22 protein-coding genes are annotated in these 26,356 nt (G+C 70.6%); 10 read left to right on the forward strand and 12 right to left on the reverse strand.

Features of this window, described 5'->3' with window-relative positions:
- Positions 1 to 176 precede the first annotated feature (176 nt).
- Positions 177 to 2,243, reverse strand: a complete 2,067-nt coding sequence (locus ACIHCQ_RS22065) for a HelD family protein (protein ID WP_399664733.1) — start codon at positions 2,241 to 2,243, stop codon at positions 177 to 179.
- Positions 2,244 to 2,503: 260 nt separating this feature from the next.
- Between ACIHCQ_RS22065 and ACIHCQ_RS22070 the strand changes: the two genes are divergently transcribed.
- Positions 2,504 to 2,692 carry a hypothetical protein gene (locus tag ACIHCQ_RS22070; protein WP_399664736.1) on the forward strand — a complete coding sequence of 63 codons (189 nt, stop codon included), beginning with the start codon at positions 2,504 to 2,506 and terminating at the stop codon, positions 2,690 to 2,692.
- On the opposite strand, the gene ACIHCQ_RS22075 is transcribed toward ACIHCQ_RS22070, so the two are convergent.
- Entirely contained in the window at positions 2,658 to 4,301 is a 1,644-nt protein-coding gene (locus ACIHCQ_RS22075) for a DNA repair helicase XPB (RefSeq protein ID WP_399664738.1), read from the reverse strand. The genes ACIHCQ_RS22070 and ACIHCQ_RS22075 overlap by 35 nt on opposite strands.
- 69 nt (positions 4,302 to 4,370) lie before the next feature.
- Complete coding sequence (locus ACIHCQ_RS22080; protein WP_399665192.1) at positions 4,371 to 7,043, reverse strand: helicase-associated domain-containing protein; 2,673 nt, start codon at positions 7,041 to 7,043, stop codon at positions 4,371 to 4,373.
- 129 nt (positions 7,044 to 7,172) lie between these two features.
- On the opposite strand from ACIHCQ_RS22080, the gene ACIHCQ_RS22085 reads away from it, so the two are divergent.
- Positions 7,173 to 8,174 carry a hypothetical protein gene (locus tag ACIHCQ_RS22085; RefSeq protein WP_399664740.1) on the forward strand — a complete coding sequence of 334 codons (1,002 nt, stop codon included), beginning with the start codon at positions 7,173 to 7,175 and terminating at the stop codon, positions 8,172 to 8,174.
- A 50-nt stretch (positions 8,175 to 8,224) separates the two neighbouring features.
- Positions 8,225 to 8,938, forward strand: a complete 714-nt coding sequence (locus tag ACIHCQ_RS22090) for an HAD family hydrolase (RefSeq protein ID WP_399664742.1) — start codon at positions 8,225 to 8,227, stop codon at positions 8,936 to 8,938.
- Here ACIHCQ_RS22090 and ACIHCQ_RS22095 read toward each other — a convergent pair.
- A complete protein-coding gene (locus ACIHCQ_RS22095) occupies positions 8,917 to 9,153 on the reverse strand; it encodes a hypothetical protein (RefSeq protein WP_399664745.1) in 237 nt (78 codons plus the stop codon). The genes ACIHCQ_RS22090 and ACIHCQ_RS22095 overlap by 22 nt on opposite strands.
- Before the next feature lie 191 nt (positions 9,154 to 9,344).
- Between ACIHCQ_RS22095 and ACIHCQ_RS22100 the strand changes: the two genes are divergently transcribed.
- Positions 9,345 to 9,728, forward strand: a complete 384-nt coding sequence (locus tag ACIHCQ_RS22100; RefSeq protein ID WP_046507938.1) for a cold-shock protein — start codon at positions 9,345 to 9,347, stop codon at positions 9,726 to 9,728.
- 1 nt (position 9,729) lies between these two features.
- On the opposite strand, the gene ACIHCQ_RS22105 is transcribed toward ACIHCQ_RS22100, so the two are convergent.
- From ACIHCQ_RS22105 to ACIHCQ_RS22120, 4 genes are all read right to left on the reverse strand, one after another.
- Positions 9,730 to 10,575, reverse strand: coding sequence for a 1,4-dihydroxy-6-naphthoate synthase (locus tag ACIHCQ_RS22105; RefSeq protein ID WP_399664749.1), 846 nt, complete (start codon positions 10,573 to 10,575; stop codon positions 9,730 to 9,732).
- Positions 10,572 to 11,192 carry a futalosine hydrolase gene (locus tag ACIHCQ_RS22110; RefSeq protein ID WP_399665194.1) on the reverse strand — a complete coding sequence of 207 codons (621 nt, stop codon included), beginning with the start codon at positions 11,190 to 11,192 and terminating at the stop codon, positions 10,572 to 10,574. Before ACIHCQ_RS22110 ends, ACIHCQ_RS22105 begins: the two co-directional genes overlap by 4 nt.
- A 40-nt stretch (positions 11,193 to 11,232) precedes the next feature.
- Positions 11,233 to 11,712 (reverse strand): DUF2771 domain-containing protein, encoded by a 480-nt coding sequence (locus tag ACIHCQ_RS22115; RefSeq protein WP_399664752.1) that lies wholly within the window; start codon positions 11,710 to 11,712, stop codon positions 11,233 to 11,235.
- A 303-nt stretch (positions 11,713 to 12,015) separates the two neighbouring features.
- A complete protein-coding gene (locus ACIHCQ_RS22120) occupies positions 12,016 to 13,365 on the reverse strand; it encodes an MFS transporter (protein WP_399664755.1) in 1,350 nt (449 codons plus the stop codon).
- Positions 13,366 to 13,666: 301 nt separating this feature from the next.
- Here ACIHCQ_RS22120 and ACIHCQ_RS22125 point away from each other — a divergent pair, with 301 nt between their 5' ends.
- The gene (locus ACIHCQ_RS22125) at positions 13,667 to 14,611 is read left to right on the forward strand and encodes a DUF3027 domain-containing protein (RefSeq protein WP_399664758.1); all 945 of its coding nucleotides are present in this window, start codon (positions 13,667 to 13,669) and stop codon (positions 14,609 to 14,611) included.
- Between the two features lie 498 nt (positions 14,612 to 15,109).
- Here ACIHCQ_RS22125 and ACIHCQ_RS22130 read toward each other — a convergent pair whose 3' ends face one another.
- The 3 genes from ACIHCQ_RS22130 to ACIHCQ_RS22140 all read right to left on the reverse strand — a co-directional run bounded on the left by ACIHCQ_RS22130 (position 15,110) and on the right by ACIHCQ_RS22140 (position 18,468).
- On the reverse strand, positions 15,110 to 15,955 hold the full coding sequence (locus ACIHCQ_RS22130; RefSeq protein ID WP_399664761.1) for a hypothetical protein: 846 nt from the start codon (positions 15,953 to 15,955) through the stop codon (positions 15,110 to 15,112).
- The gene (locus ACIHCQ_RS22135; RefSeq protein WP_399664764.1) at positions 15,952 to 16,638 is read right to left on the reverse strand and encodes an RNA polymerase sigma factor; all 687 of its coding nucleotides are present in this window, start codon (positions 16,636 to 16,638) and stop codon (positions 15,952 to 15,954) included. The genes ACIHCQ_RS22130 and ACIHCQ_RS22135 overlap by 4 nt, the downstream gene beginning before the upstream one ends.
- A 93-nt stretch (positions 16,639 to 16,731) precedes the next feature.
- The gene (locus ACIHCQ_RS22140) at positions 16,732 to 18,468 is read right to left on the reverse strand and encodes an LAETG motif-containing sortase-dependent surface protein (RefSeq protein ID WP_399664767.1); all 1,737 of its coding nucleotides are present in this window, start codon (positions 18,466 to 18,468) and stop codon (positions 16,732 to 16,734) included.
- Positions 18,469 to 18,820: 352 nt separating this feature from the next.
- On the opposite strand from ACIHCQ_RS22140, the gene ACIHCQ_RS22145 reads away from it, so the two are divergent.
- Positions 18,821 to 22,030 carry a sacsin N-terminal ATP-binding-like domain-containing protein gene (locus tag ACIHCQ_RS22145; RefSeq protein WP_399664770.1) on the forward strand — a complete coding sequence of 1,070 codons (3,210 nt, stop codon included), beginning with the start codon at positions 18,821 to 18,823 and terminating at the stop codon, positions 22,028 to 22,030.
- 54 nt (positions 22,031 to 22,084) lie between these two features.
- Here the strand turns inward: ACIHCQ_RS22145 and ACIHCQ_RS22150 are convergent, their stop codons facing one another.
- Positions 22,085 to 22,699: a class I SAM-dependent methyltransferase gene (locus ACIHCQ_RS22150; RefSeq protein WP_399664773.1), complete on the reverse strand. Its 615-nt coding sequence runs from the start codon at positions 22,697 to 22,699 to the stop codon at positions 22,085 to 22,087.
- Positions 22,700 to 23,063: 364 nt separating this feature from the next.
- On the opposite strand from ACIHCQ_RS22150, the gene ACIHCQ_RS22155 reads away from it, so the two are divergent.
- The 4 genes from ACIHCQ_RS22155 to ACIHCQ_RS22170 are packed head-to-tail and all read left to right on the forward strand — an operon-like array spanning position 23,064 to position 26,354.
- Positions 23,064 to 23,738, forward strand: a complete 675-nt coding sequence (locus ACIHCQ_RS22155) for an HIT family protein (protein WP_399664776.1) — start codon at positions 23,064 to 23,066, stop codon at positions 23,736 to 23,738.
- Between the two features lie 29 nt (positions 23,739 to 23,767).
- Positions 23,768 to 24,454, forward strand: a complete 687-nt coding sequence (locus ACIHCQ_RS22160; RefSeq protein ID WP_399664779.1) for a (d)CMP kinase — start codon at positions 23,768 to 23,770, stop codon at positions 24,452 to 24,454.
- A complete protein-coding gene (thiL, locus tag ACIHCQ_RS22165) occupies positions 24,441 to 25,541 on the forward strand; it encodes a thiamine-phosphate kinase (protein WP_399664782.1) in 1,101 nt (366 codons plus the stop codon). Before ACIHCQ_RS22160 ends, thiL begins: the two co-directional genes overlap by 14 nt.
- 45 nt (positions 25,542 to 25,586) lie before the next feature.
- Positions 25,587 to 26,354: a hypothetical protein gene (locus ACIHCQ_RS22170; RefSeq protein ID WP_399664785.1), complete on the forward strand. Its 768-nt coding sequence runs from the start codon at positions 25,587 to 25,589 to the stop codon at positions 26,352 to 26,354.
- Positions 26,355 to 26,356 lie beyond the last annotated feature (2 nt).

The raw sequence follows: 26,356 nt of genomic DNA on the forward strand, positions 1-26,356 counted from the left end.
TAGGGCGTGTTTTAGAAGTAGCGCCGTCCGCCCGTAGGGCGGGCCCTGCGGCGTCTGGTGCGTGCAATCGCAAGGCGGAGGATCGTCCTCGTACTGGACGTACTTGGGCGACTCCGACAACACCGCGAGTGCGCGTGCCAGGCGTCGCGGGGCAGGCGGGACTTCTAAAACACGCCCTAGCCCAGCTCCCTCGGCAACGCCGCCGCATGAATCACCGTCAACCCCGACACCGCCCTCGTCAGCGCCACATACAGCCGCCGCAACCCCGTCCGGTCGTCCGGCTCCGCATCCACCACCGCCGCCGGCTCGTCCAGCACCACGTAGTCGTACTCCAGGCCCTTCGCCAGCGACGCCGGTACCAGCGTCAGCCGCGACTCCGCCGTCGTCTCCTCGCCCGGCGCCAGGTACGCCATCCCCGCTCCCCGCAGCGCCTCCGCCAGCGCCGGAATGCGCGGGTTCGCCGCGATCAGGCCGATCGAGCCCTCGTGGGCGAGCGCGTCCCGGCACGCCCGCACCGCCGCCGCGTCCAGTTCCGTGGGGTCGGCCACCTCACGTACGTCCAGCGAACCCGGCGACTCACGCACCGACTTGACCTCCGCCAGGCCCGGCGACATGTGCGGCAGCAGCCGCGACGCGTACGCGATCACCTCGCGCGGCACCCGGAAGCCCGCCGTCAGCTCCTCCACCACCGCCTCCGGCTTGCCCAGATGGAACAGCGCCTGAGCCCAGCTCTCCGTCGCCCACGGCGTCGTCCCCTGCGCCAGGTCGCCCAGCACCGTCGCCGAGCCGGTCGTGCAGCGGCGGCCCACCGCGCGGTACTGCATCGGGGACAGATCCTGCGCCTCATCCAGTACGACATGGCCCAGCGAGTGCGTACGGGCGATGAGATCCTGCGCCTCGTCGATCAGGACCGCGTCCGCCGACGACCACGCGGCGGACTTGATGCCACGCGGCGGCCTGGCCCACTGAATCGTCTTCTGCTCGTCCGCGCTGAGCAGCCCCTCCGCGTGCTCCGCCAGGAACTCCGCGTCCGAGAGCAGCCGGAGCACCAGCTTCTGCGGGTCCACCGGCGGCCACACCGCCTTCACCGCCGCCTTCACCGCCGGATTGCGGGCCACCGCGTCCTGCACCCGGTCGTCCGGTGCCTCGCCCGCCTGCTCCATCCGGACCAGGATCGTGTGCGCGATCCGCTGCGGAAGCGCGTCGCGCGCCGCGCCGTACCTGATGTCCCGGTCCAGCAACTCGCTGACGATCTCCTCCAGTTCGTACGCCGGTACCCGCCACCGCCGCGAGCCGCGCACCACCATCAGCGGCTCGGTGGGCAGCGTCACATGCGCGCGCACCGCCCGGCGCAGCACCTGTGCCATGCGCGCGTCACCCTTGAGGACGGCGGCGTCGGACGGATCCGTGCCGCGCACCTCCACATGCGCCACCAGGTCGTCGACCGTCGCCTGCTTGACCGCCAGTTCACCCAGCGCGGGCAGCACTTGCTCGATGTAGTGGAGGAAGGACCGGTTCGGCCCGATGACCAGCGTGCCGGTGCGGGCGAGCCGGTCCCGGTGCGCGTACAGCAGGTACGCGACCCGGTGCAGGCCAACGGCCGTCTTGCCGGTGCCGGGGCCGCCCTGCACACAGACCGTGCCGCCGAGCCCCGACCGTACGATCTCGTCCTGCTCCGGCTGGATCGTGGCGACGATGTCCCGCATCGGGCCCACGCGGGGGCGCTCGATCTCCGCCTGGAGCAGGCGGCTCGTCTGCTCCTGCTCGCTCGGGTCGGTCAGATGCTCGTCCTCGTACGCCGTGAGGTCGCCGCCCGTGTAGCCGAAGCGCCGCCGCAGTCCGACGTCCAGCGGCGCCTTCTTCGACGCCCGGTAGAACGGCTGCGACACGGGCGCGCGCCAGTCGATGACCATCGGATCGCCGTTGGGATCGTGGACATGGCGGCGGCCGATGTAGAAGCGCTCGCCCTCCGCGCCCTCGGCCTGCTCCGCGCCGACGACATGCAGATAGTCGAGGCGGCCGAAGAAGAGCGGGGTGTGGGAGAGATCGGCGAGCGCCTTGATGCGCTCCTCGATCTGCGACTCCAGGACGGCGGCGTTGACCCAGTTCGCGGTGACGTCGCGGATGTCGAGGGCCTGGACGTCCTCGCGCATCGCGCGGAGCGCGGCACGCGAGGCGGACAGATGGGCACGTTCACGCGCCAGCGGATCGGCGTGATCGGGTTCAGGGGGGTGCGCGGGCACGGGTTTGCCTCCGGCGGATACGGCCTTGATACGGCTTGGCTGGCGGGCCGGCCGGTTTCCGTCCGGGCGGCGGCGCTCCACGAGGGGAGGCGGGGAAGACCGGCGATTCTAGCCAGCGCACGTACGACGGGCGAATGGTTTTATCCGCGGGGGGCCATCCCGTAGGGGATGGCCCCTATGCCTGGAGTCGTACGCGAGCGGGCGCGCGGTTCAGCCCACAGACCGACGCGCCGCGGGAGCCCCAAAACCATCATGGATACATGAGCACAGCGACCTTCACCCCAGGCACCCCAGGCACTCACCGTGCGACCCACCACATCGGCAACGCCGCCCGCGCCCTCAAAGTCTTCGCGAGCGCCGTCTTCAGCGTTGCCGTCCTCGGGGAGTACGGGAAGTACGCGGAGGAGGCCGGTGTCAGTCGTTCGTCAGCAGCTCATCCGCGTCCATGATCCGGTACGCGTACCCCTGCTCCGCCAGGAACCGCTGCCGGTGCGCCGCGAAATCCTGGTCGATCGTGTCCCGCGCGACCACCGAGTAGAAGTGGGCCTGGTGACCGTCCGCCTTCGGACGCAGTACGCGGCCGAGGCGCTGCGCCTCCTCCTGCCGTGAGCCGAAGGTGCCCGACACCTGGATGGCGACCGTCGCCTCGGGCAGGTCGATCGAGAAGTTCGCCACCTTGGACACGACCAGGACCGAGATCTCGCCCTGCCGGAACGCGTCGAAGAGCTTCTCGCGTTGCGCGTTCGACGTCTCGCCCTTGATGACCGGCGCGTCCAGATGCTCGCCGAGCTCGTCGAGCTGGTCGATGTACTGGCCGATGACCAGCGTCTGCTGGCCCGCGAACTTCCGTACCAGCGCCTCCGTCACCTTCCGCTTGGTCGCTGTCGTCGCGCAGTAGCGGTACTTCTCCTCCGGCTCCGCCGTCGCGTACGCCAGCCGCTCCGTCTCGGTCAGATTGACCCGCACCTCCACACAGTCCGCGGGCGCGATATAGCCCTGCGCCTCGATCTCCTTCCACGGCGCGTCGAAACGCTTCGGCCCGATGAGCGAGAACACGTCCGACTCGCGGCCGTCCTCGCGTACGAGCGTCGCCGTCAGGCCGAGCCGCCGCCGCGCCTGAAGATCCGCCGTGAACTTGAACACCGGCGCGGGCAGCAGATGCACCTCGTCGTAGATGACCAGGCCCCAGTCGCGTGAGTCGAAGAGCTCCAGGTGCGCGTAGACACCCTTCCGCTTCGTCGTCAGCACCTGGTACGTGGCGATGGTGACCGGCCGGATCTCCTTGCGCGTACCGCTGTACTCGCCGATCTCGTCCTCGGTGAGCGAGGTCCGCTTCACCAGCTCGTGCTTCCACTGCCGCGCCGAGACCGTGTTGGTGACCAGGATCAGCGTCGTGGCCTTCGCCTGCGCCATCGCGCCCGCGCCGACGAGCGTCTTGCCCGCGCCGCAGGGCAGCACGATCACGCCTGAGCCGCCGTGCCAGAACCCCTCGACGGCCTGCTTCTGGTACGGGCGCAGGGCCCAGCCCGACTCGTCCAGTTCGATGGCGTGCGCCTCGCCGTCGACGTACCCGGCGAGGTCCTCGGCGGGCCAGCCCAGCTTCAGCAGCGTCTGCTTGATCTGGCCGCGCTCGGAGGGGTGAACGGCGACGCTGTCCGGGTCGATCCGGGCGCCGACCAGCGGCTGGACCTTCCTGGACCGGAGGATCTCCTCCAGCACCGGGCGGTCGGTCGTGGTCAGTACGAGCCCGTGGACGGGGTGCTTGGAGAGGGTGAGCCGGCCGTAACGGTCCATCGTCTCGGCGACGTCGATGAGGAGGGCGTGCGGGACGGGGTAGCGGGAGTACGCCACGAGCGCGTCCACGACCTGCTCGGCGTCGTGCCCGGCGGCGCGGGCGTTCCACAGGCCGAGCGGGGTGATCCGGTAGGTGTGGATGTGCTCGGGGGCGCGCTCCAGTTCCGCGAAGGGCGCGATGGCCCGACGGCAGGCGTCGGCCTGCTCGTGGTCCACCTCCAGGAGGAGAGTCTTGTCGCTCTGGACGATGAGGGGTCCGTTCACGCGGCGCCCTTTCCTATGGTCGTACGGCCAAACCTCCAGTGTGCCGTACTCGGAACCGGGCGTGGGGCCTCAGGCGGAGTCGTCCGCGAGCTCGGCGACGCCGGTGATGCGGTGCAGGGGGTACGTGCGGACCTCGTCCGCCGTGTGGTCGTACGCCGTCACATAGCCGCCCTCGACGCGTACGGGCGCGATGACGCGCTGGCTGGCCGCGCCGTCCACGTTGACGTAACCGATCCAGACCGCGGAACCGGTCATCGCCGCGGCCTGGACGGTGGCGAGGGTCTCGGCGGAGGTGGTGCGCGGCAGCGCGGCGCTCTGCGTGCTGGTCTGCGTGGTGTTCTGCGCCGGTGTCAGTGCGGGTTCCTCCGGGCCGGACTTGCGTACGGCGGTCGCCGCGAGGTCGCCCGCCCTGATCGCCCGCACCGCCGCGCCGAGCAGCGTGCTGTCGGGCGCGGGCGGGCCGTCCGGTACGGGTGCGGGCGGCGTGCGGGGCGGGGTGCGGCGGGCGTGGGCGCGGGTGATCAGCACATCGCCCGCGGCGCCCTCGGCGGCGGGCGCGAAGCCCATGGAGCGCAGCCCCTCCAGCAGCGCCCCCGGGTCGGCCTGGGCGGCGAGCACGGTCGGGGCGAGGCGGCGCAGGCGCAGGCCCTGGGACCGCTTGTCGGCGAGGATCTCGCCGAGCAGGGCGTCGTCGTCGCAGCGCACGTAGGCGGAGGCGGCGCCGACCCGCAGGTGGCCGTGGCGGCGGGCGACGTCGTCGATGAGGTAGCTGAGCGGCTGCGGCACGGGGGTGCGGGAGTGCGTGGCCAGGAAGGTGTGCAGGTCGGACGCGGACTTTCCGGCGTCGAGGGCGCGGCGTACGGAGCCGGGCGTGAAGCGGTAGACGGTCGCGCCGCCCTTGGACTCGATGTCCGCGAGTACGGAGAGGGTCTCGGCGAGCGGCCGGTCGAGGGGGCCGGGGGCGACGGCGGTGAGGTCGGCCTGGAGGAGGACGTGGTCGAGGGGCTTGGGCAGCAGCGGCGCGAGCACGTCGGCGGCGGCGCGGGGGTCGGGGGCGGTGGGGGCGGTTTCGTACGGGGTGGCGGCGGGGATGCCTGTCGCCAGGGCAGCCGCTTCGGCCCGCCCGGCGGCACGGGCGGCACCCGCGCCACCTGTGGTGCCTGCGGTGCCGGCCGGACCGGTGCCGCCCGCGGACCTCGACCCGGCGGTGGCCTCGCCGGCCTCCGGCTGCGGCGGGTGGCCGATCAGGGCCCGGCCGTGCGTCGACAGGGCCCCGCGCCCCGTGACGCCCAGGGTCTCCGCCTCCGCCAGCGTCCAGGCCGCGATGCGTGACCGCAGGTCCGCAGGCCCGCCGCCGACACGGCCCGCACCGCCGCCGCTCCGCAGCGGGCGTTCCCAGCGCAGCCGGGCCAGCACCGTCTCCGGATCCGGGGCCGTGCCCGCGGGGAGCGTCGCCAGCAGGTCCAGGACCCGGCGGCGGACCTCCAGGGCGGCCGGGCGGTCCAGGTCGGGGCCGAGGGCCGAGAGCGTGCGGCCCTTCGCGTCCTGGGTGCCGATCAGGCCCGGTGTACGGGTCGCCGTGAGCCAGGCCATCGCGAGGCGCGCCCACTGGTCCGCCGCCGGGAGGGTGAGCCAGTCGTCGTACGCGGGCGTCGGCGCGTACCGCTCGTTCGGCTCGCCGTCGGCCGCGACCAGGCCCGCCCCGTAGGCGAGTTCGAGCCAGAACCCGGCCATCTGCTCGGTGGTGTCCAGCGCGGTGGCGGTGCGCTTGAGGTCACGTACCGACAGGCCCCCCGAACGCAGCACCGCCGGGCCGCCCTCGTGCCAGTCCTTCAGCAGGTCCTCGACCATGGAGAGCGCGGTGTACGCCTGCCCTGCCGCCACGTTGTCCACAAGCTGTGGACGACCGTGCGGCATCGACGCGGACGCCGCCGGAGCGACCTCCGGCGGCACCGGTTCCGGCACCCGGTGCGCGCGGCCCGCCCGCAGATGCAGCGCCGCCTCACGCGGCAGTACGACGGTGCGCGGCGAGGCGGGCAGCAGCAGCCCCCGGTCGCGCAGCCACCGCACCGGCGGCGTGGGGTCGGCCGCCACCTCCCCGTACGGAGGGCCCCAGACCAGCCGGTCGAGCACTGTCAGCGCCTCGGGCGGGGCGGTGTCCAGCAGCGCCGCCATCCGCGTCCGGTCGGTGAACAGCGAGGTCAGCGCGGCGACGGCGGAGACCGGGTCGTGCGTGGTGGGCAGCGCGGCTGCCGCCAGGATCTCCTGCAGCCGGGTGGGCGACATACCGGCGGTGGCCTCGGCGACGGTCGGACCCAGGCCGGTCGGGGAGGGCCGGGTCGGGGAGGGGGCCAGGAGCTCCCGGGCCGTGCGCACCAGCCGTAGCCGGTCGGCATCGCCCCAGATCAGGGCCTGGGTGCGAAGCACGGCCACGGCAGGCGGCAGGGCCGCCTCGATGGTCGCGTCGCCTTCGTCGCCGGTCATCAGAGCGAGGAGGGTGGCGTACGGGGCGGGGTCGGGGGCCACCGCCAGCGCCTCGGCGGTCTGGAGCGTGAACCGGTCGAGCCGTTCCAGGGCGCGTACGACGGAGGCACGGGTGCCCGCCCGGGTCGCGAGCTGCGTCAGATCGCCCGGCACCGGGTTCAGGAGATCGGGGCGGGCGCGCAGCAGTGCGGCCAGCTCCTCGTCACCGCGGGTGCGGAGTGCTTCGGCGAGCGTGCGCGGACTGCTTCGATCGGGCATGGTCCCCATCCGCCCCACGGTAGTGCCTGGAGCGCTACGGTCGGGGGCGGGGCAGGCCGGGAGAGACGGAGAGGCCTGTCCGGCAGCGCGCAGGCACGGAACGGGCAGGGAACGTACAGGGGAACGCCGGTGGGGATCGAGAGCGATCAGCTCGTCTACGACTATCTGAGCAGGGTCGGAGATTTGGCGCAGCAGTGCCAGTTGCCGTCCGGCGAGCGGATGCGGCTGGTGTCGACGCTGCGCAGCGAGATCGACCGGCAGCGGGCCGGGTTCGGCGGCGACAGCCCGGCGGCGGTGCGCCGGATTCTCGGTCGGCTCGGCACGCCGGACGCGGTGGTCGCGGCGGCGTCAGGCGGTTCCGGCTCCGGCTCCGGCTCCGACGACAGAGTGGTGCCGCAGCCGGAAGAGGTTGCCCTGCCACAGCAGCGCGTACGCCGCCGTATCCCGCGACCGCGCAAGTCAGCGGCGCCGGAGACAGCCGCCCCGTCGGGCGCGTCGCCGCCGCATCTCGCGGGGATGGATGAGCTCGGCCCGTCCGGCAGCGAGCCGGACTGGTGGCGGATCGAGCCGGGGCCGTTCGGGGCGGAAGAAGGAGTGGCCGGGTTCAGCGGCGGCGTGGAGATCCCCGAGATATTGCGGCCTCCCGTGCCCAAGGAGCAGTTGGAGCCCGACCCCGCCGAGGACAACCACGACCACGAACACGAGGCTGCGGCCGTACCGCGTCGGCTGCTCGCGCGGCTGCGCCGCCGCCGTACCGCCGCGGCCGAGCAGCGCGCCGAGCAGAAGCCGGTACGGACGGGCCTGGCCAACCCGTTCCTGCTGCTCGCCGCCGCCCTCCTCGTCGCCGGGGCGGTCCTCGGCTCCTGGCTCGCGCTCGGCGGCGGCTGGCTCCTCGCGTACGCCTCGCGGAAGCTCTCCCCCGCCGAGACGAAGTGGGCAGTGGCCTTCCTGCCGGGAGCGGTTGTGGCGGGCGGTTTTGTCTGGCTGTGGGGCCGGGTGAACGGGCGCTGGGGCGAGCCGATCCCCGAAGGTGCCATGCGGGACGCGCTCAGCGGCACCTGGCCGTGGGTGGTGAAGGGAGCGGCCCTCGCCTCGGCGCTCTACCTGGTGTGGCGGGCGCGGCGACGGTAGTTCTCCGGGCCGAGTTTTCCGGGCCGACCCGGACGACTACCGTCGGCACAATGCCCCCCATGGCCCCGCCCCCAGCCCCGCCCCCAGCACCGCGGCCCGCGCCGCAGCCCCTCACCGTCGGCTTCGACCTCGACATGACCCTGATCGACTCCCGCCCCGGCATCCGCGCCGCCTACCGCGCGCTCTCCGCCGAGACCGGCGTCTGGATCGACGCCGACCTCGCCGTCACCCGACTGGGCCCGCCCCTGGAGCACGAGTTGGCGCACTGGTTCCCGGACGAGCGCATACCGGAGGTGGGTGACCGCTACCGCGAGATCTACCCCGCGTACGCCATCGAGCCGACCTTCGCCCTCCCCGGCGCCCGCGAGGCCGTCGCCGCCGTCCAGGCACTCGGTGGCCGCGCCATTGTCGTCACCGCCAAGCATGAGCCGAACGCCCGGCTCCACCTCGCCCACCTGGGCATTCACGCCGACGAAGTGATCGGCTGGCTGTGGGCGGAGGCCAAGGCGGAGGCCCTGCGCGAGCACGGCGCGAGCGTGTACGTCGGCGACCACACCGCAGACGTACGCGGCGCACACACAGCGGACGCGCTGGCCGTCGCCGTGGTCACAGGACCCTGCGACGCGGCGGAGCTGCGCGAGGCGGGCGCGGATGTGATCATCGACGACCTGGCCGCGTTCCCGGCGTGGCTGCGCGACTACAGGCGTGGCGACCACAAGCCCGGCGACCAGAGGCCCGGCGATTACCGGCCTGACGCGGCCTGACGGCGCTGGTCGGCAATCGAGCGCAGCAGCCCCGCCGCGGCGATCACAAACCCGACCCCCATCAGCATGCAAACGGCGTACGCGACCGGCGGGAACGGTTCGGTGCCGAGAAACAGCGGCGCCACGGTGATCAGAGTGGCCACAGCGCCGACGATGAAGACGATCGCGCCGACGCGTACCAGCCCGTCACCGGGGGCGGGAGGAGTAGCAGTCATCCGGCCAGGGTAGTTCCCTGCGCGGAGGAACCAAACGGCGACGTCTTGTCACCAGCCCCTGGACCATTAGCCTTGGGGTGGCGGGTCGGACGGCCCGCTGTAGTGCTATCCAGAGTCGTTTTTCGACGCCGGGCCCGGGCTTGCGTTTCCGGTGTACCAGCGCCCCAACGAGTACGAGGACGAGGACAGACGTGCCTACCGGCAAGGTCAAATGGTTCAACAGCGAGAAGGGCTTCGGCTTTCTCTCCCGCGACGACGGCGGCGACGTCTTCGTCCACTCGTCCGTACTGCCCGCGGGGGTCGACGCGCTCAAGCCCGGCCAGCGTGTCGAGTTCGGCGTTGTGGCGGGACAACGCGGTGACCAGGCGCTTTCGGTGACAGTTCTCGACCCGACCCCCTCGGTGGCGGCGGCCCAGCGGCGTAAGCCGGATGAGCTGGCGTCCATCGTGCAGGATCTGACGACCCTGCTGGAGAACATCACACCGATGCTGGAGCGCGGCAGATACCCCGACAAGGTGCACGGCGCGAAGATCGCGGGCCTGCTGCGGGCCGTCGCGGATCAACTGGACGTCTAGATCAACTGCTGCTGAGCGCGTCGGGGTGGAGGGGCGGTACGAGCCCTTCCGCCGCGGCGCGGGTCAGCAGCCCGCGCACCGCCGCGTATCCGTCGTCCCCGAGGTCGGCGGTGAACTCATTGACGTAGAGCCCGATGTGCCGGTCCGCCACGGCCGGGTCCATTTCCTGGGCGTGTTCCCGTACGTACGGCCGGGAGGCCTCGGGGTCGTCCCAGGCCATGCGTACCGACGTACGGATGGACTCGGCCAGCAGCGCCAGCGTCTCGGCGCCGAGCGACTGTTTGGCGATGATCGCGCCCAGCGGGATGGGCAGCCCGGTCGTCGACTCCCAGTGCTCGCCCATGTCGGCGAGTGAGTGGAGCCCGTACCGCCGGTAGGTGAACCGGGCCTCGTGGATGACGAGTCCGGCGTCGACCTTGCCGTCGCGCACCGCGGGCATGATCTCGTGGAACGGCAGCACGACGACCTCGCCGACGCCGCCGGGCACCATGTCAGCCGCCCACAGCCGGAAGAGGAGATACGCCGTCGAGCGCTCGCTCGGTACGGCGATGGTCCTGCCCGCGAGGTCGGCCCCGGTCCCGGGCTCCTTCGTCAGTACGAGGGGCCCGCAGCCACGGCCGAGGGCGCCGCCGCAGGGCAGCAGGGTGTACTCGTCCAGGACCCACGGCAGTACGGCGTACGAGACCTTGAGGATGTCGAACTCACCGCGCTCGGCCATGCCGTTGGTGATGTCGATGTCCGCGAAGGTGACATCGAGGGCGGGCGCGCCGGGTACCCGGCCGTGCGCCCAGGCGTCGAAGACGAAGGTGTCGTTCGGGCACGGTGAGTACGCGATCCGCAGGGTCACAGCGACTCCTCAAGAAGGACCGGGCCGAACTGCTGGAAGGCCTGCCGCAGTGACTCCAGGGCCTGGCCGATGCGCCAGGCGGCCCGGTCGCGCGGGCCGACGGTGTTGGAGACCGCCCGGATCTCCAGCACCGGCACACCGCGCAGCGCCGCGGCCTCCGCGACCCCGAACCCCTCCATCGCCTCGACGGCGGCCCGGGGGTGCCGGGCGGCCAGCTCGGCGGCGCGGGCGGCGGTGCCGGTGACGGTGGAGACGGTGAGGACGGGCGCGTACAGGGCGTCGAGGGCCTTCGCGACGCGCGCGGACAACTCGGCGGGAGGGTGGTGGACCGTACGGCCGAAGCCCAGTTCGTCGATGGGCAGGTAGCCGTCCGGGGTTTCGGCGCCGAGGTCGGCGGCGACGATCGCGTCGGCGACGACGAGTGCGCCGAGGGGGGCGTGCGGGTGGAAGCCGCCGCCGATTCCGGCGGAGATGACGAGGTCGTACGGGGTGGTGGCGAGCGCGGTGGCGGTGGCGGCGGCTGCGGCGGCGGGTCCGACGCCGCCGGCGATCACGTCCGCGGGGGTGGTGAGCCCTGCCGAGACGGCATCGGCCTCAGCGGCCACCGCGGTCACCACTAGTACGCGTAGAACGCGACGCACGGCACGCCCCCGCGGGTCATTCGGCCTTCTCCAGCGTGTAGTGCCAGACGCCGACCAGCTTCTTGCCATCGGTCTCGACGATGCTGATCTGCGCCTTGTCCGAGGTCTCACCGGTCTGGGAGGCGAAGAATGCGTTGCCCGAGATGGTCCGGTACGACTTCTTGTACGGCTCCTGCTCGGCCTGCTGCCCGCCGATGAAGAGGGTCCAGCCGTGGTCCGAGATCTCCGGGTCGACGCCGAAGCGGACCCTGTCGTCCATCGCGACCTTGATCGTCTTGCCGGTCTTCTTGTTCAGGCAGTCCTGGACGACGGACTCCTTGAGCTCCTTGCCGTCGTTGTAACAGGCGGCCTCGGAGTGGACCGAGTTCGACCCGACCGTCACGGTCGTGATCGGTGTCGGCTTTTCGCAGGCAGAGAGAACGAGGAGCCCGGCGGAGACGGCACCGAGGGCGGCGGTGGCGCGGGCGCGCTTGCCCGAGAGGAACGCAACGGTCATGGGTCGAAGGCTATCGGTCGGCTCGGCCGGGCCCACGCCGGGGGCTTATTCCCCACCCCGCCCCTTCCCGTAACCAAGGGGCTTCGCCCCCTGGACCCCCGGTACGCCCTCCGGGCGTGTCCTCAATCTCCCCCTACGCCTAGGGGCGTGGGAGGTGCCCCCCAGACGGGCTGGGAAAACCAGCCCCGCCGGCGATTGAGGCGCGGGGTCTGGGGCGGAGCCCCAGTTCGGGAAGAGTCGGGAAGAGGCGGGTAGGGGAAAGCCCGCCGCAGGCGCACCCCGCACCACCGAAACCCGCACCGGCTACGCCACCCGCGGCCTGGGCGCGTTCCCGCGCCGCGCCGCCCCCACCAGCCCCCGCACCGTCGCCAGCATCCCCACCGCCACGATCCCGCCCGCCACCGACATCCCGAGCGAGCCATTCAGCGGCAGCGCTATGCCGATCGCGCCCCCCAGCACCCACGCCATCTGCAGCAGCGTCTCCGAGCGCGCGAACGCCGACGTACGCACCTGTTCCGGGACGTCCCGTTGGATCAGCGCGTCCAGGGACAACTTCGACAGCGCCTGCGAGAAGCCCGCCGTCGCGCCCAGCACCGCCACCAGCCCCGAGCCGAAGAACACCGCCGAAATGATCGCCGCGGACAGAACGAGCCCCAGCATCGTCACGATGATCAACTCCGGGCCGCGGGTCTTCAGCCAGGCGCCGACCGCCGTGCCGACCGCGTTGCCGACGCCCGCCGCGACGCCCACTATCCCGAGCGACACCGCCGCGGTCTGCCCGCCGACCGGATGTTCCCGCAGCAGGAACGCCAGGAAGAAGATCAGGAAGCCGGAGAGCGCGCGGATGGCCGCGTTCGCCTGGAGGCCGTGCAGTACGGACGGGCCGACCGTGCGCAGGCTGGGCTTCTTCTCGCCGTGCAGGAGGATGTGCGCCTTGCTCTCGCCCTTCGCCGAGTCGACCTTGTGCGGCAGCGTGAACGCCCAGTACGCCCCGAGCAGGAACAGCACGCACGCCCCGTACAGCGGCCACTCCGGCCCGATCTGGTGCAGACCGACCCCGATCGGCGCGGCGATGCCCGTCGCCAGCAGCCCCGACAGCGTCACCCGCGAGTTCGCCTTCACCAGCGAGAAATGGGGCGGCAGCAGGCGCGGCACGACCGCGCTCCGTACGACTCCGTAGCCCTTGGAGGCGACCAGCACGCCCAGCGCCGCCGGATACAGCTCAAGGCCGCCCGTCGCGACTGCCCCGGACAGCGCGAGTGCCAGCAGCACGCGGGCGAACATCGCGCCCGCCATCGCGGCCCGGCGGCCGTGCGGAAGGCGGTCCAGGAGCGGGCCGATGACGGGGGCCAGCAGCGTGAAGGGCAACATCGTGACGGCGAGGTACAGGGCGACCCGGCCGCGGGCCTCGTCCGTCGGGACGGAGAAGAAGACCGTGGACGCAAGGGCGATGGTGATCATGACATCGCCCGCGCCGTTGACCGCGTGCAGTTCGATCAGCTTGCCGAGGCCCGACTCACCCGCGCCGTGCGCGTGCGTCGCCTTGCGGATGGAGCGCGCGGTGCCCGTGAAAGGGAGCCGCAGGGCACGCCCGATCGCCCGGCCTGCTCTCTTGAGCGCCCCGGCTTTCTCGGACGACTTTGCGGCTGCCACCCCGCAATAGTGCCCCAACCCCTGTCGGGCCGAACCGAGATGCGCTGTTGTTAGCCCCTTGTTGGGGCGGGCAGGTGGGCGAGGGGCGGCGGAGAGGGTAGCGTGCGTAGCGCGCCACCGGCGGTTGTTCCGGCCGCGCGCCTCTTCGGCATCCCGCAGAATGGATGACGGTAGGTGCGCCCGAGACAGGTTGGTCTGGGCGCGGACGTCGATGCGGCCCTCTGGTCCGCTCCGTCTGCGGCCCGAACCTCGCGAATCGGCCGGCGCACCCGGGATACGGCGTAGGAGAGAAGCGAGACCTGTGAGTGCTGCGACGACGCGAAGCCGTACACCTGACCGCCTGTGCGCCGAGGCGGTAGACATCGCCAGGGCGGCGGCCGAGGAGGCCGCCGCGCCAGGGGCGGTCGGCGAGCATGTGTCTCTTGTCTCGGAGGGGGACCGCGTAGTCACGCACTTCTTCGAGTGCCTGGAGTCCGGTTACCGGGGCTGGCGCTGGGCGGTGACGATCGCCCGCGCCTCCCGCGCCAAGAACATCACCCTTGACGAGGCGGTTCTGCTCCCCGGCCCCGACGCGCTGCTGGCGCCGGAGTGGGTGCCGTGGAGCGAGCGGCTGCGGCCCGGGGACATGGGCCCCGGCGACCTGCTGCCCACCGAGGCGGAGGACCTGCGTCTTGAGCCGGGTTACACGGGCGAGGACATGCCCCCGCCGAACTCCGTGATCGCCGAGGTCATGCCGTCCGACGACCTCGCCGAGCGCGTCGAGGCGGAGGACGCGGAGCTCACCGACCGCGGTCCCTGGACGGATGCCACGGCGGCCAATGGGCGCGGCGCGATCGCGGCGCTCGCCGAGGAGCTCGGCATGCGCCGGGCGCGGGTGCTCTCCCGGTACGGGCTGCACATCGCCGCGGACCGCTGGGACGAGTCGTACGGGGCGAAGACGCCCATGGCGCAGGCGGCGCCCGCGAACTGTGTGTCCTGCGGGTTCCTGGTGCCGATGGCGGGCTCGCTGCGGCAGGCCTTCGGCGTCTGCGCGAATGAGTTCTCACCGGCCGACGGGCATGTGGTGTCGCTGTCGTACGGCTGCGGCGGGCACTCGGAGGCGGCAGTGATGCCGAAGCCGCCGACGCCTCCGCCGCCGGTCTTCGACTCGATGGGCGTGGACGAGTTCCCGCTGCGCCCGGCGCGGGACGGCGGCTCGGTGGAGCCGGAGCCGGACGGCGAGTCGGAGGATCTCGGCCACTCCTGAGGGCTTGAGGGCGGCGGCCGGACCCAGGGCTCAGTCGGGGTCCGGCTCGGATGGTTGCCCGGAGATCTCGCGCTCAGGTGCCCCGGCCCAATGCCCAGGGCTGTCGGCCCGGTCTCAGGTGGTCGGCCCAGGGGCTGGGCTCGGGAGACCGCACGGGCGGCCCGATCCAGGGGCTCGGGAGACCGCACGGGCGGCCCGATCCAGGGGCTCGGGAGACCGCACGGGCGGCCCGATCCAGGGGCTCGGGGCTCAGCCAGGGTCCCGGGTATAGGCGGGCTGGCCCAGGTTCCAGGGCCCACGGGACAGGCCCAAGGTCCAAGGCTCAGGTGCCGGGGCTTCAGGCGGCCCAGCTCAAGTGGGCGGCCACGATCCCGAGCCCAGGCGGCCCGGCCAAGTGCCCAGGGCCCACGCCGCTCGGTTCCCGCGGCCCGGCTCGCGGCTCAGGCGGCTCAGGTGACCGGGCTCGGGGTTCCGGGGGACCAGCCCCACTCGCCCGGCTCAGCCCCTGAGCGTGAGCGTCTCCTCGTCCGCGTCGCTGAACAGCTCGATCTTGAGCCGGGTGATCCCGGCCGGGAACGAGGACCCCAGCGAGACACGGATGTCGTGCGTACGGGAAGACAGGCCCGCGAGATCCGCGCCGCCGGAGCCGGCCAGTGTCGCTTCATAGCCCGCCGTGCCGATCCCCCCGACGGGCCTCCACGCGCCCGTGGCGGGATCGCGCAGCGACACACTGATGTCGCCGGCCCCGAGCGTGCCGCCGCCCGCGTCGGCCTCGATGGTCAGCACCTCGGAGACGTTCTCGGCGGCATCCTCGCTTTTGTTCTCGACCTTCGCGGTCATGGCCGCGACGCCCTCGCCCGTACGCAGCGTGAAGGTGCTGCTCGCCGGCCCGTACGCGACAGTGACGGACCGGGACGTGGACGTATTGGAGGGGCCCGAGGGATCGGCCGGGCCGGACGGATTGGCCGGGCCGGACGGGCCTGGCGGGGCCGAGGTGGCCGGGCCCGGTGTGACCGCCGTGGCAGGCGGGGACGGCGTCAAGGGCGCCACCGTGGGCGGGGTCTTCGCCACCGGGTCCGCGTCCGGCTCCCAGAGCATCGTCACCACCGACGCGCCGACCAGCGCCGCGCCCGCCACCGCCGCGGCCAGCGCGAACATCAGCGGGCCGCGGCCCCGCGCGGCCCAGTTCGGCGAGGGCGGGTTGCCGGGCCGCAGCGAATGCGGCCCGATCTGCTCGGCGCGGGCCGCGAGGGCGCGTACGAGCAGCTCCTCGGTCGCGGTGTGTCCGTCGTGTCCGTCGTGTCCGTTCCCGTGCTCAGGGTTGTCCGGGTTCCGGGTTGTCATCGGGTACTCACTCCCCTCGGCCCGTCCTGGGCCTTCATAGCCCGCTCCAGCGCGTCCAGCGCCCGGCTGGCGGTCGATTTGACCGCCCCTCGGGACAGCCCCAGCGTTTCGGCGATCCGCGCCTCGCTCAGATCGGACCAGTAGCGCAGGACGAGGACTTCGCGCTGGCGCATGGTCAGTTGGCCCAGCGCGTCCAGGACCCGCCGGTGTTCGTCGCTGAGCAGTACGTGGTCCTCGGCCGACGGAGCGTCGGCCTCGTGCGGTGGTACGTACTCCCGGGCGGTCTTGCGGCGGCGCAGGACCGAGCGAGCGGTGTTCACCACCGACGTACGGAGGTAGCCGAGGGCGTTGTCGACGTCGGCGAGGGTTTCGCCGTGCCGCTTGTACAGGGCGACGAACGCGTCCTGCACCACGTCCTCCGCCGACGACTGGTCGTCCACCAGGAGAACCGCGAGGCGGACCATGGACACCCGGTGGGAGCGGTAGAGATCGGTGACGGTGGGCCGGGGCCCGGCTGCCCCGGGCCCCGCCTTCTCCTTCTCGGCACTCTCGGCCTTCGCCGCCCGCTTCGAGGGCCGGGCGCCGTACTTCCCGGATCCCGCGGTGAGCGAGAACAGAAGCCGCCACCCGGTTCTGCGCACGGGCAAGGGCATGACCAGGGGCAGGCCATAGGTTGCGTTCAAGACGTCCGTACCTCCGGAGCCGCACATCATCCTTGCTGCAGCATCCGGCGATCCCCACCCCCGTAGCCCTCAGCACCCGCAGGCTACGTGATCTTAGAAGGCCCGCCGACGGGCAGTCAGCACCGCGCCCGCGCCCAGGGCGACCAGCAGTCCGCCCGCGCCGATGAGCAGCGGCGTGGTGCTGTCGCTTCCCGTCTGCGCCATCTCGCCGGTCGTCGGGTTCCCGGCGGTCCCGGCGTTCGCGGCGTTCACGGGCTGCACGGTCACGGCGGTGCCCGGCTGCGGCGTCTGCGACGGGGTGGCGGTCGCCGCCGCGCCCGAGACCGTGAACGGCAGGCTGATCCGGGTGGCGGAGAGCTTCGCGCGGGCCTCCAGGTCGACGCGGAACGCCGACGCCTTGTTGGTGTCGGTCGCGGCGATCCGCAGCTGGAAGGCGGCGCTGTCGCCGGGGGCCATGATGAGGTCGTTGCTGCCCTCGCGGGGCACGATGGCCGCCATCAGGTGCCCGTTCTCCGTGGAGGTGGTCACCTTGACGCTCTTCCAGCCGGTGGCCGCAGCCTTGACGTACTGTTGGATGCTGAGCTCTCCGGCCTGCATCCGGCGCTTGATGTCCTTGTCGGTGATCTCCATCAGGACGATCGGCTGCTGGGAGATGTTGCCCTTGTTGGTGACGGTGGCGGTGAACTCCTTGGCCGCGCCGCCGCGCTTCAGCGCGGTGGCGCCCGCGAGGCCCTGGGTGGTGACTGTCAGGTCACGGTTGACGCTCGGGTCGGGGGTGCCGGCACCCTCGTGCTTGACGGTGAAGTCGAACGGCGTGCCGGCCAACTTGCTCCACACCCAGAACTGGCCGCGGTTGACGCTGCTGGGGAAGTGCTTGGTCAGCGAGAGACGGAGGGCGTACGTACGGGAAGCGCCCTGCTTGAGCGTGCCCTTGTCGAGGTCGCCGATCAGCGACGGGTGCTTCTCGCTGAGCGTGACCGGAACCCAGGTGCCCGAGCTGTCGCGGCGCTCGACGGTGACGTGCTGCGGGTCGATGTCACCGCCCCTGTCGGGGCTGACGCTCAAGGAGTCGTCGGCGGGGGAAAGGTCCTTGCCGGTGTTGTTGGTGACGGTGGCGGTGAACTCCACCGGCTTGCCGCCGGTGACCAGCTCGGGGCGGGAGGCCAGGCCGCCGAAGCTCACCTCGGGCTCCAGCGTCTGGGTGCGCGGGAAGCTGAAGCCCATGGTGTGCATGGCCGTGCCGTTCGCGTACGCGCCGACGGAGATCTCGCCCATGTTGGCGTCGGCGGGGATGGAACGGTCGATGGTCACATTGAACCGCTCGACGGATGTACCTCCGGGCGCGAGCGTGCCGCCGTTGCCGTCGGCGATGCTGAAGGCCGCCTGCACGGTGCTGTTCTTGCCCGCCGTGATGGGCAGCCGCTCCCAGACGCCGTCCGACAGGTGCTCCACGATGACCTTGGAGGCGTCGGGAGTCATCGCCTCCAAGGCGGCGTTGACGTGCTTGCCATAAGCGATCGTGATGAGGCCGTGCTGGCCCTTGACCTGCTTACTGGTGCCGTTCTTGATCACCGCGACGAATGCGTTGCGCCGGCCCAGCTCGTAGCTGTCGTAGTCCGTGGAGACGATGGTCGTGAGTCCGGGGGCCGCCGTGGTGTCCGCGGCGGCGGCCACCGGAGCGGCGGCCGGCTGGGCGGTCGCCGCTCCCGCGACGGTGACTGGCGTGACGACGGTGAGCAGCACAGCGCCGGCCGAGACGACGGCGCGGGTGGCAACGAGGGACGGGGCGAAGCGGGATGGGGCAAAGCGGGATGAAAGGTGCGTGCGCATGATGTAAGTCCCCCCAGGGAGCATGTTCATGGTGAATGGGAGGGCGGTTGGCTCTCGTCCCGGTCCCCCGGTGCCGTCGGCTTTTTGTTCCGCCTTCACTTGGATAGACGTGCGGCCCCCACGGGGGTTGCAGGTGAGTTCAGAAAACTTTTCCGGGGCGCACGGGAAGCGCACGGGAAGCGCCTGAGGCAGAGCCCGAGGCACGGCTGCCTCCGGCCAAACCCATGCCGCCCGGCGAACCGGGTACCCGCCCCGCGAGGTACCTTCAGGCCGCACAGTAAGCGGATCCGGTGAAGCGGAAGCGGAAGCCGAAGCCGGGCAGTGGACGCAGTGGACAGAGTGGAGAAGCAGCGTGAGCGTGACGGCAACCGAGGGGGCCGACCCGTTCGGAACGGCGCGGCTGCGGCGTGGGGTGCTCGACGCGTGGGCGGCCAGCCCCGCCCGCTTCCGTGAGGACGCCAACGCCGAGGAGGACCTGGCGCTCGGCGGCTACCGCGACCGTCTCGTCATCGAGCTCGCCCAGAACGCCGCGGACGCCGCCGCCCGCGCCCAGGTCCCCGGCCGCCTCCGGCTGACCCTGCGCCCCGGCACCGGCGACCAGCCTGCCGTCCTCGCCGCCGCGAACACGGGCGCGCGCCTGGACGCGACCGGCGTCGAGTCCCTCTCCACCCTGCGGGCATCCGCCAAACGCGAAGGCCACGAGTCCGCCGTCGGCCGTTTCGGCGTCGGCTTCGCGGCCGTACTGGCGGTGAGCGACGAGCCGGCCGTCATGGGACGCCACGGCGGCGTGCGCTGGTCCCTGGCCGAGGCCAGAGAGCTGGCTCAGCAGACCACCGGCAAAAGCCCCGGCCTCGCCGACGAGCTGCGCCGCCGCGACGGACACGTACCGCTGCTGCGGCTCCCGCTGCCCGCCGAGGGCACGGCCCCCGAGGGGTACGAAACGGTGGTGGTCCTGCCGCTGCGCGACGGGTCCGCGGTCGACCTGGTGGAGCGGCTGCTCGCCGGGATCGACGACGCGCTGCTGCTGACGCTGCCCGGCCTGACCGAGGTCGTCATCGAAACCCCCAGCGGCGTACGGGAGCTGAAGCGCTCCGTGCACGGGGCGTACGTACACATCGAGGACAGCGACGCGGACGGCGACCGGCGCTGGCGCGTCGTCACCCACAGCGGCGGAATCGAGCCCGCGCTGCTCGCGGACCGGCCCCTGGAGGAGCGGCTGCGGCCGTTCTGGTCCGTCACCTGGGCCGTGCCCGTGGACGACGAGGGCGCGCCGGCCCGGCCGCTCACCGCCCCCGTGGTGCACGCGCCCACCCCCACCGACGAGCCCCTGGGCGTACCGGCGCTGCTGATCGCCTCGCTGCCCCTGGACACCACCCGCCGCCACCCGGCGCCGGGCCCGCTCACGGACTTCCTGGTGCGGCGCGCGGCGCTTGCGTACGCCGAACTGCTCGCCAACTGGCAGCCGGTGAGCGTCGGCACGATCGACCTGGTGCCGGGGCCGCTCGGCAAGGGAGAGCTGGACGGGGCGCTGCGCGCGGCGATCCTGGAGCTGCTGCCGCGTACGGCGTTCCTGGAGGCCGCGGCCCCGCGCGACGTGTCGAGCGAGTACACCGGTCTGCCGGACCGCGAGGTCTCCGCCGGGCTGCGCCCGATCGAGGCCGAGGTCCTGGAGGGCGCGGGCGCCGACACCGTACGGGTGCTGGCCGAGGTGCTGCCGAGCCTGCTGCCCGCCGGCCTGGAGCGGCGCGTGGAGCTGCGTACGCTCGGCGTCGCACGGGTGCCGCTGATTGAGGCGGTCGACCGGCTCGCGGGGCTCGAGCGCGAGCCCGGCTGGTGGTGGCGGCTGTACGACAGCCTCGCCGGTGTGGACCCGGACCGGCTGTCCGGGCTGCCCGTGCCGCTCGCTGGGGGCACTCCCCCTGGCTCCGCCGGGGGAACCCCCACCCAGGCCGGAGGCTCTGGGGGAGGCCGTACGACGATCGGGCCGCGCCAGACGCTGCTGCCGATGGCGCAGACCCCGCCGCACCTGACCCGGCTCGGGCTGAAGGTCGTACACGAGGAGGCCGCGCACCCGCTCCTGGAGAAGCTCGGCGCGCTGCCCGCGACACCGCGCGCCGTGCTGACGACGCCGCAGGTACGGGCGGCGGTGGCGGGCTCGATGGAGGCGGGGGAGGTCTGGGACGAGGACGCGGACGCGCTGGACGCGGACGAACTCGCCGAGACCGTGCTCTCGCTCGTACGGGACGCGGGCATCGAGCCCGGCGACGAACCGTGGCTGGCGGCGCTGGCGCTGCCGGACGAGGACGGCGAACTCGCGCCCGCCGGTGAACTGGTGCTGCCGCACAGCCCCTTCGCCTCCGTGATGCGCGAGGGCGAACTGGCGCTCTGCGACAGCGAGCTGGCGGCCCGGTGGCGCGAACAGCCGCTGGCCGCGTGTGGCGTGCTGGCGAACTTCGCGCTCGTACGGGCCACGGATGTGGTCCTCGACCCCGACGAACTGGAGCCCCGCGAAGGCGACTTCGCTGAGCCCGACGACCCGGGCCTGCTGGACGCGGTCGACGTGTGGTGCGAGGACGTACTCGACCGGCTGCCGGACACACCGGTGCCGCCGGTCGCCACGGAGATCGTCGCCGTACGGGACCTGGACCTGGTGGACGACGACCGCTGGCCGCAGGCACTGGCCCTGCTGGCGCAGCCGCCACTGCGGGACGCGCTGACCCAGTCCGTACGGATTCTGCTGCCGGACGGGACGACGGAGACGGTACGGCCGTACACGGCGTGGTGGCTGCGGGACCATCCCGTACTGGAGGGCCGCCGCCCGGCGGGCCTGCGCTCGGCGACCGGGGACCCGCTGCTCTCGGGCCTGTACGACGCGGTGGACGCGTCCGGCTTCGACGACGCGCAGATCCTCCGCGCGCTGGGAGTCCGTACGTCTGTCGCGGCCCTGCTGGACGAGCCGGGCGGCGCGGCGGAACTCCTCGGCCGCCTCGCGGACCCCGACCGCCCGGTGTCGGCGGCCCAGCTCCGCGCCCTCTACACGGCACTGGCGGACCTCGACCCGGACCAGGTGACGCTGCCGGACGAGCTGCGTGCGGTGGTGGACGGCGAGGTCCGGGTGGTCGACGCCGGGGAAGCGGTGATCGCGGACACCCCGGACCTGCTCCCGCTGGCCGGGGGCCTGCCGCTGCTCCCGGTGACCCCGTCGCGGGCGGCGGACCTCGCGGAGCTGTTCCAGGTGCGCCGCCTGAGCGAGACGGTCCCGGCGGAGGTCACCTCGGACGGCGAGGAACACGACGTCCCCGAATCGGTCCACGTCCTGCTGGGCCCGGGCACGCCCGCGACCTACGTGGAACACGAGGAGCTGGTGGCGGGCGGCGTCGAACTGGACTGGCGCCGCACCCCGGACGCCGTGATCCACGCGTCGACGGTGGAGGGCGTGGCGGCGGGCCTGGCCTGGGCGACGGCGCAATGGCCGCGCCGCTTCGAGGTGGCGGCGCTGCTGGAGGACCCGTCGCGCACGGACGAACTGGCCAGGGATCGCTGGTTCGACCCGCTGGGGTAGGGGCCCCGCCCCTTGGGCGGAGCAACGCCGCGAACCGGCTGCGCCTCGAACCAGCTACGCCGGGCCGCTGCTGACGTCGGCACGCTCCAGCACGATTGCGCTCCACGACACACCCGCACGTCCCTGCAGGTCAGGCTGTTCACGCACAGAGACGATGTCGAGTCCCGCCCGGCGTCCCAGCTCAATCGTTTCGGACGCCGGGACATCGAACATATAGCGGCCCGATGGGATGGGCCCGTGGCGCAGAGTGATGAGCAGTCGTCCGTGTGCGGCCAGCAGGAGTCGGACGCGTTCCATGGCACTTCTCCGGTCCTGCCGGTCCAGGTGCATCCACACAGCGACGATCAGGATGAGGTCAAAGGGACCGTGTAGCCGGGGCAGTTCGGGCAGAGCGCTGTCGAGCCATTCGATGGGCGAGTCGGCATGAATCCGCTGAGCGAGCTTGCGAAGTTCCGGTGTCGGTTCCACTGCCACGACATGGTGACCGAGGGCGGCGAGGGCTGCCGCGTCCCGGCCCGAGCCCGCGCCGAGATCGGCGATCCTGCTGGGTGGGGGCGGAAACAAGGAAAGCACTTCGCCATGAACGTCGCGGAAGGACACGCTCTCGTACTGACGAGCAAGACTCTCCGCAGCGTTTCCGTAGCCCGCGGTCCCCGCTGTCAAAGGCATGTAATTCTCCGGCCACAGCCTTCCCGGCGGATGGGGAAGGCGTTCTTGTCCATGACGCTACGCCATGGATCGGGCACTCGGACGGATGGATGTGCGGGCGAGTAGAAATCCCAACGGCTTGCCTAAGCCAGCCGTCCACGCCGAGTAGACCTGCCGAGTAGGGCCACTCACTCCCACGCTCTACTCCGAACCCGGCTGATCTGCGGGGAAAAGCTGTTCGATTAATCTGTCGTAGCTTCAATTTCGGTCATATGTGGCAGAGAATGCCCTTTCGCTTGTGCGGGCAAGTTGAACCCTGTAACTTACTTCCATCCTTTTGTCTCTCCACAGCGCTCTCTGCTGCTCCGTCGAGTGAGGGTGGAATATGCGTCACGAGCTCCAGTGCGCCGGCTCCGACCTCTGCGAAGAAATCGCCGGCGCTCAGGAAAATACATTTTCCTCGGTCTATGAAGGCGACCCGCCGAGCCGCGCAATATGGGAAACAGACGGATTCCGCCTGATTGCTGATGTGTCTCCCCTGTCCATCGGCCACTTACTGCTGCTTCCGGTCGAGCATTACCTCAGTTTTGCGCAACTGATGGACGAGAGCGAAGTTCAGCCGGCGAGGGTGCTCGAAAAGATCGGCTCCTTATACAGGGCCGCTTTTGGCGAGCTCACTGTACTTGAACACGGCTCTTCCATAGGCATGAGATCGAGCGCATGCATCTCCCACGCACACTGGCACATAATGCCGATCGACGGGTCTCGCATTAATTCACTCATCAGGGCGGATGCTCTGCCTTCGGTAGCCCTGACGGATATCGAACAGCTCGCGGGCTTCGGAGCCGCTCCGTACTTCCTCTGTGGTCATGGGAACGAATATCACGTATACGACGGACGGCGACCGATGCGCAGCCAGTACCTCCGCTCCATAGTCGGACAGGTACTTGGAATTCCGGACCCGCTATGGGATTACGCGTTGGTGGTCCGCAAGGAACTACTCCGGGAGACCATCGCACGCACCAGTAGCTGGAGAGAAATTTTGGGGAAGCAAGGGTAATTCACCCTCAAGACGTGTGGAGGCGGCGCATGCCGCGTATCTCAATTTCTATCGACGGGCCAACCGCCAGTGGCAAGACCACGCTGGCCACAAGTCTGGCCCAAACCCTGGGCCTTGCCTTTCTGGACACCGGGCTCACCTACCGGAGTTTGGCGTACGCACTCACTCGCGAGTCGGCAGAGGGACTGCGGAGCGAGCTCGGCTCCGTTCTGGAGCATCGTCCGGTGGTGTACGACAAGTCGGTTTCGGGGCGGCCCGTAAAGAGGCACGGCATTTTTCTCCACGGGGAGGAAATCACCGAGAAGATCTGGGACGTGTCACTGGACGACAACCTGAAGACGGTTGCCAAGGATCCAGTCTGGCGGCAGCTGATTCTGTGCATGCATCAGGACATCGCAGAGGAGCACGAAAATATCGTTGCCGTCGGCAGGGATGTGGCCGTCACCCTCCTGCCTGCCGCGCATCTGCAGATCTACTTGACTGCCAGTCTGGCTGTTCGCAGGGAGCGACGGCGAGCGCAGTACCGGGACATGAGGGACCGCTCGGCGACGGTCGGACCTGCGACGGCTCGTGACGTCGAGAACCGTGCCGCTGTCCGGGCGCTCCCGAATTCTCTCGAAATCCAGTCCACATATCTCCCGGCCTCGGCAGTGTTGGCTTGCGCGCTGAACGGGCTGGAAAACAAGAAAGGTGCAACAACTCATGAACTTCCCTGAATCGGTGTATTCGGATGAACCTACACGGGTGCAACAGCTCGTGAGTGAGTTCCTCAGCGGGCAGTCCGGAGCCGATGTGGGCGCGGATGGCCTGGACGTGCTGTTAACCGCAGGGGCCGACGCAAAAGACGACTGCGCGGTCTACGACATCGGCTCGCCCATGACCCTTGTCGTGGGGTCGGACTACATTCGGGGTCCGAAATTCATTCTGCATGAAATGGGCCTCCTGTCGGATTTCGACATCGGCTACTATCTGGCCGCGGCCAACATCAGCGACATCGCCGCCATGGGCGCCACTCCGATCGGTCTGCTCAGTGTCATTCGCTATCCACACGAGTTGGACGACAGCGGATTCCGGCAGGTAATGGCCGGTATTCATCAAGCCTGCACGGATTTCGGCACGCTCAATGTCGGCGGTGACATCGGGAACGCCGAGCGCCTTATTCTCGCCGGCACGGCTCTGGGTGTGTGCCGACCCGGAAAGGTACTGAGGCGGGACGGTGCCCGCCCGGGGGACCTGCTCTGCGTTACTGGCGTGTGCGGCCTTCTTGGAGCCGCAGTCGCGTACTTTCCCAAGCGGGATTCCTTCGCCGGAAGGATTCCCGCCGATGTGGAGCAGCGACTGCTGGACAGCTGGAAGAGGCCGCGCGCCCGAGTTGCTGAGGGACGGGTTCTTTCCCGGCTGCCCTACGCCACGTCGTGTCAGGACACCTCGGACGGGCTCAAGGCCACCATCGAGCAGATCATGCAGGCCAGCAACGTAGGTTTCCGCGTCATCGAGCAGGATGTTCCCGTGGACCCAGCAGTCCGCATGGTGGCAGAGCTCATGAATGTCGAGCCCCTGGCCCTGACGATGAGTGCATCGTCCGATTTCCACTTGGCCTTCACCATCGCTGCCGACGACCTTCCAGCCTGCCGTGCGGACTTCACTGAGCAGGGCCTGGATTTCCATGTGATCGGCGAAGCGACCGAGAAGGGAGGAGCGCAGGCGGTGCACAACGGAAATTCCAGGCCGCTTCCCGGCGTGGCGTGGAAACATCAGAAGTCTGACATCAGCCTCCTGGCCGCCGGCCCGCCGGAGGCGTGAGGAGCAGCAAAAGGCGCCTACTGTCGAATTGCGTGGGGTAGCCAAATGAGACCGCTGACCGCCAAGCTCCTGGACCGATCGATCCTACTCGCGGCAACCATCGGCATGGTGGCTCGTCAATATCATATTCCCAGCAAGGAATTCTGGTCCGAGAGGCTGGAGCAGCGGCCTTACATTCTTGTGGTGCTCATTTGCGTGATCGGTGTGTTCGGCGCCTTCACTCCGTTGCAAGCGTACTCGGGCCGGAAGAGGGTGGAACGCAGGTCAGTAGTCCGACAGCAGGTTCTGACACACTTCGGAAAAATGCTGGCCGTAGCGAAAAATTCCAATCCACCCATTGAGGCCGGTGACCTCGGACTCCATATCTGGCTGATTCGCCGATCTTTCCGCCACCCCTTGCGCGGGTATCTTCAGCGTGTCGCCACATATCGTCTGGGATCCACACCGACCACCAGGTCTTTCGCGCCCACCAGAGGGATGGGCGTTGTCGGTCTCTGCTGGAAACATAATGAAGAGGTTTCCATTGACGTGCAGAAACTGGCGAGTCGACTAACGGATCAACAGTCGTTTGAAGCCTGTCGTGCCAATGAAGGTCCTGACGCCGTCATGGGTTTCACCTGGCCAGAGTTCAAACGCGTTTCTCATCGAGGAGCTGTCTTCGCCAGCCCGATCAGGGGCGGCAGCGGCGATTTCATCGGCTGCATAAGCGTTGATGCCCGACACGGTCATGACTCCATGAACGTGGACGATTTCTGGCACGAGGTGAACTCGCTGTGTTCCCATCTCGGGCACGATGACTTCGACAACCTGTAATG

The organism is Streptomyces sp. NPDC052236, assembly GCF_044548015.1.
Classification (GTDB): domain Bacteria; phylum Actinomycetota; class Actinomycetes; order Streptomycetales; family Streptomycetaceae; genus Streptomyces.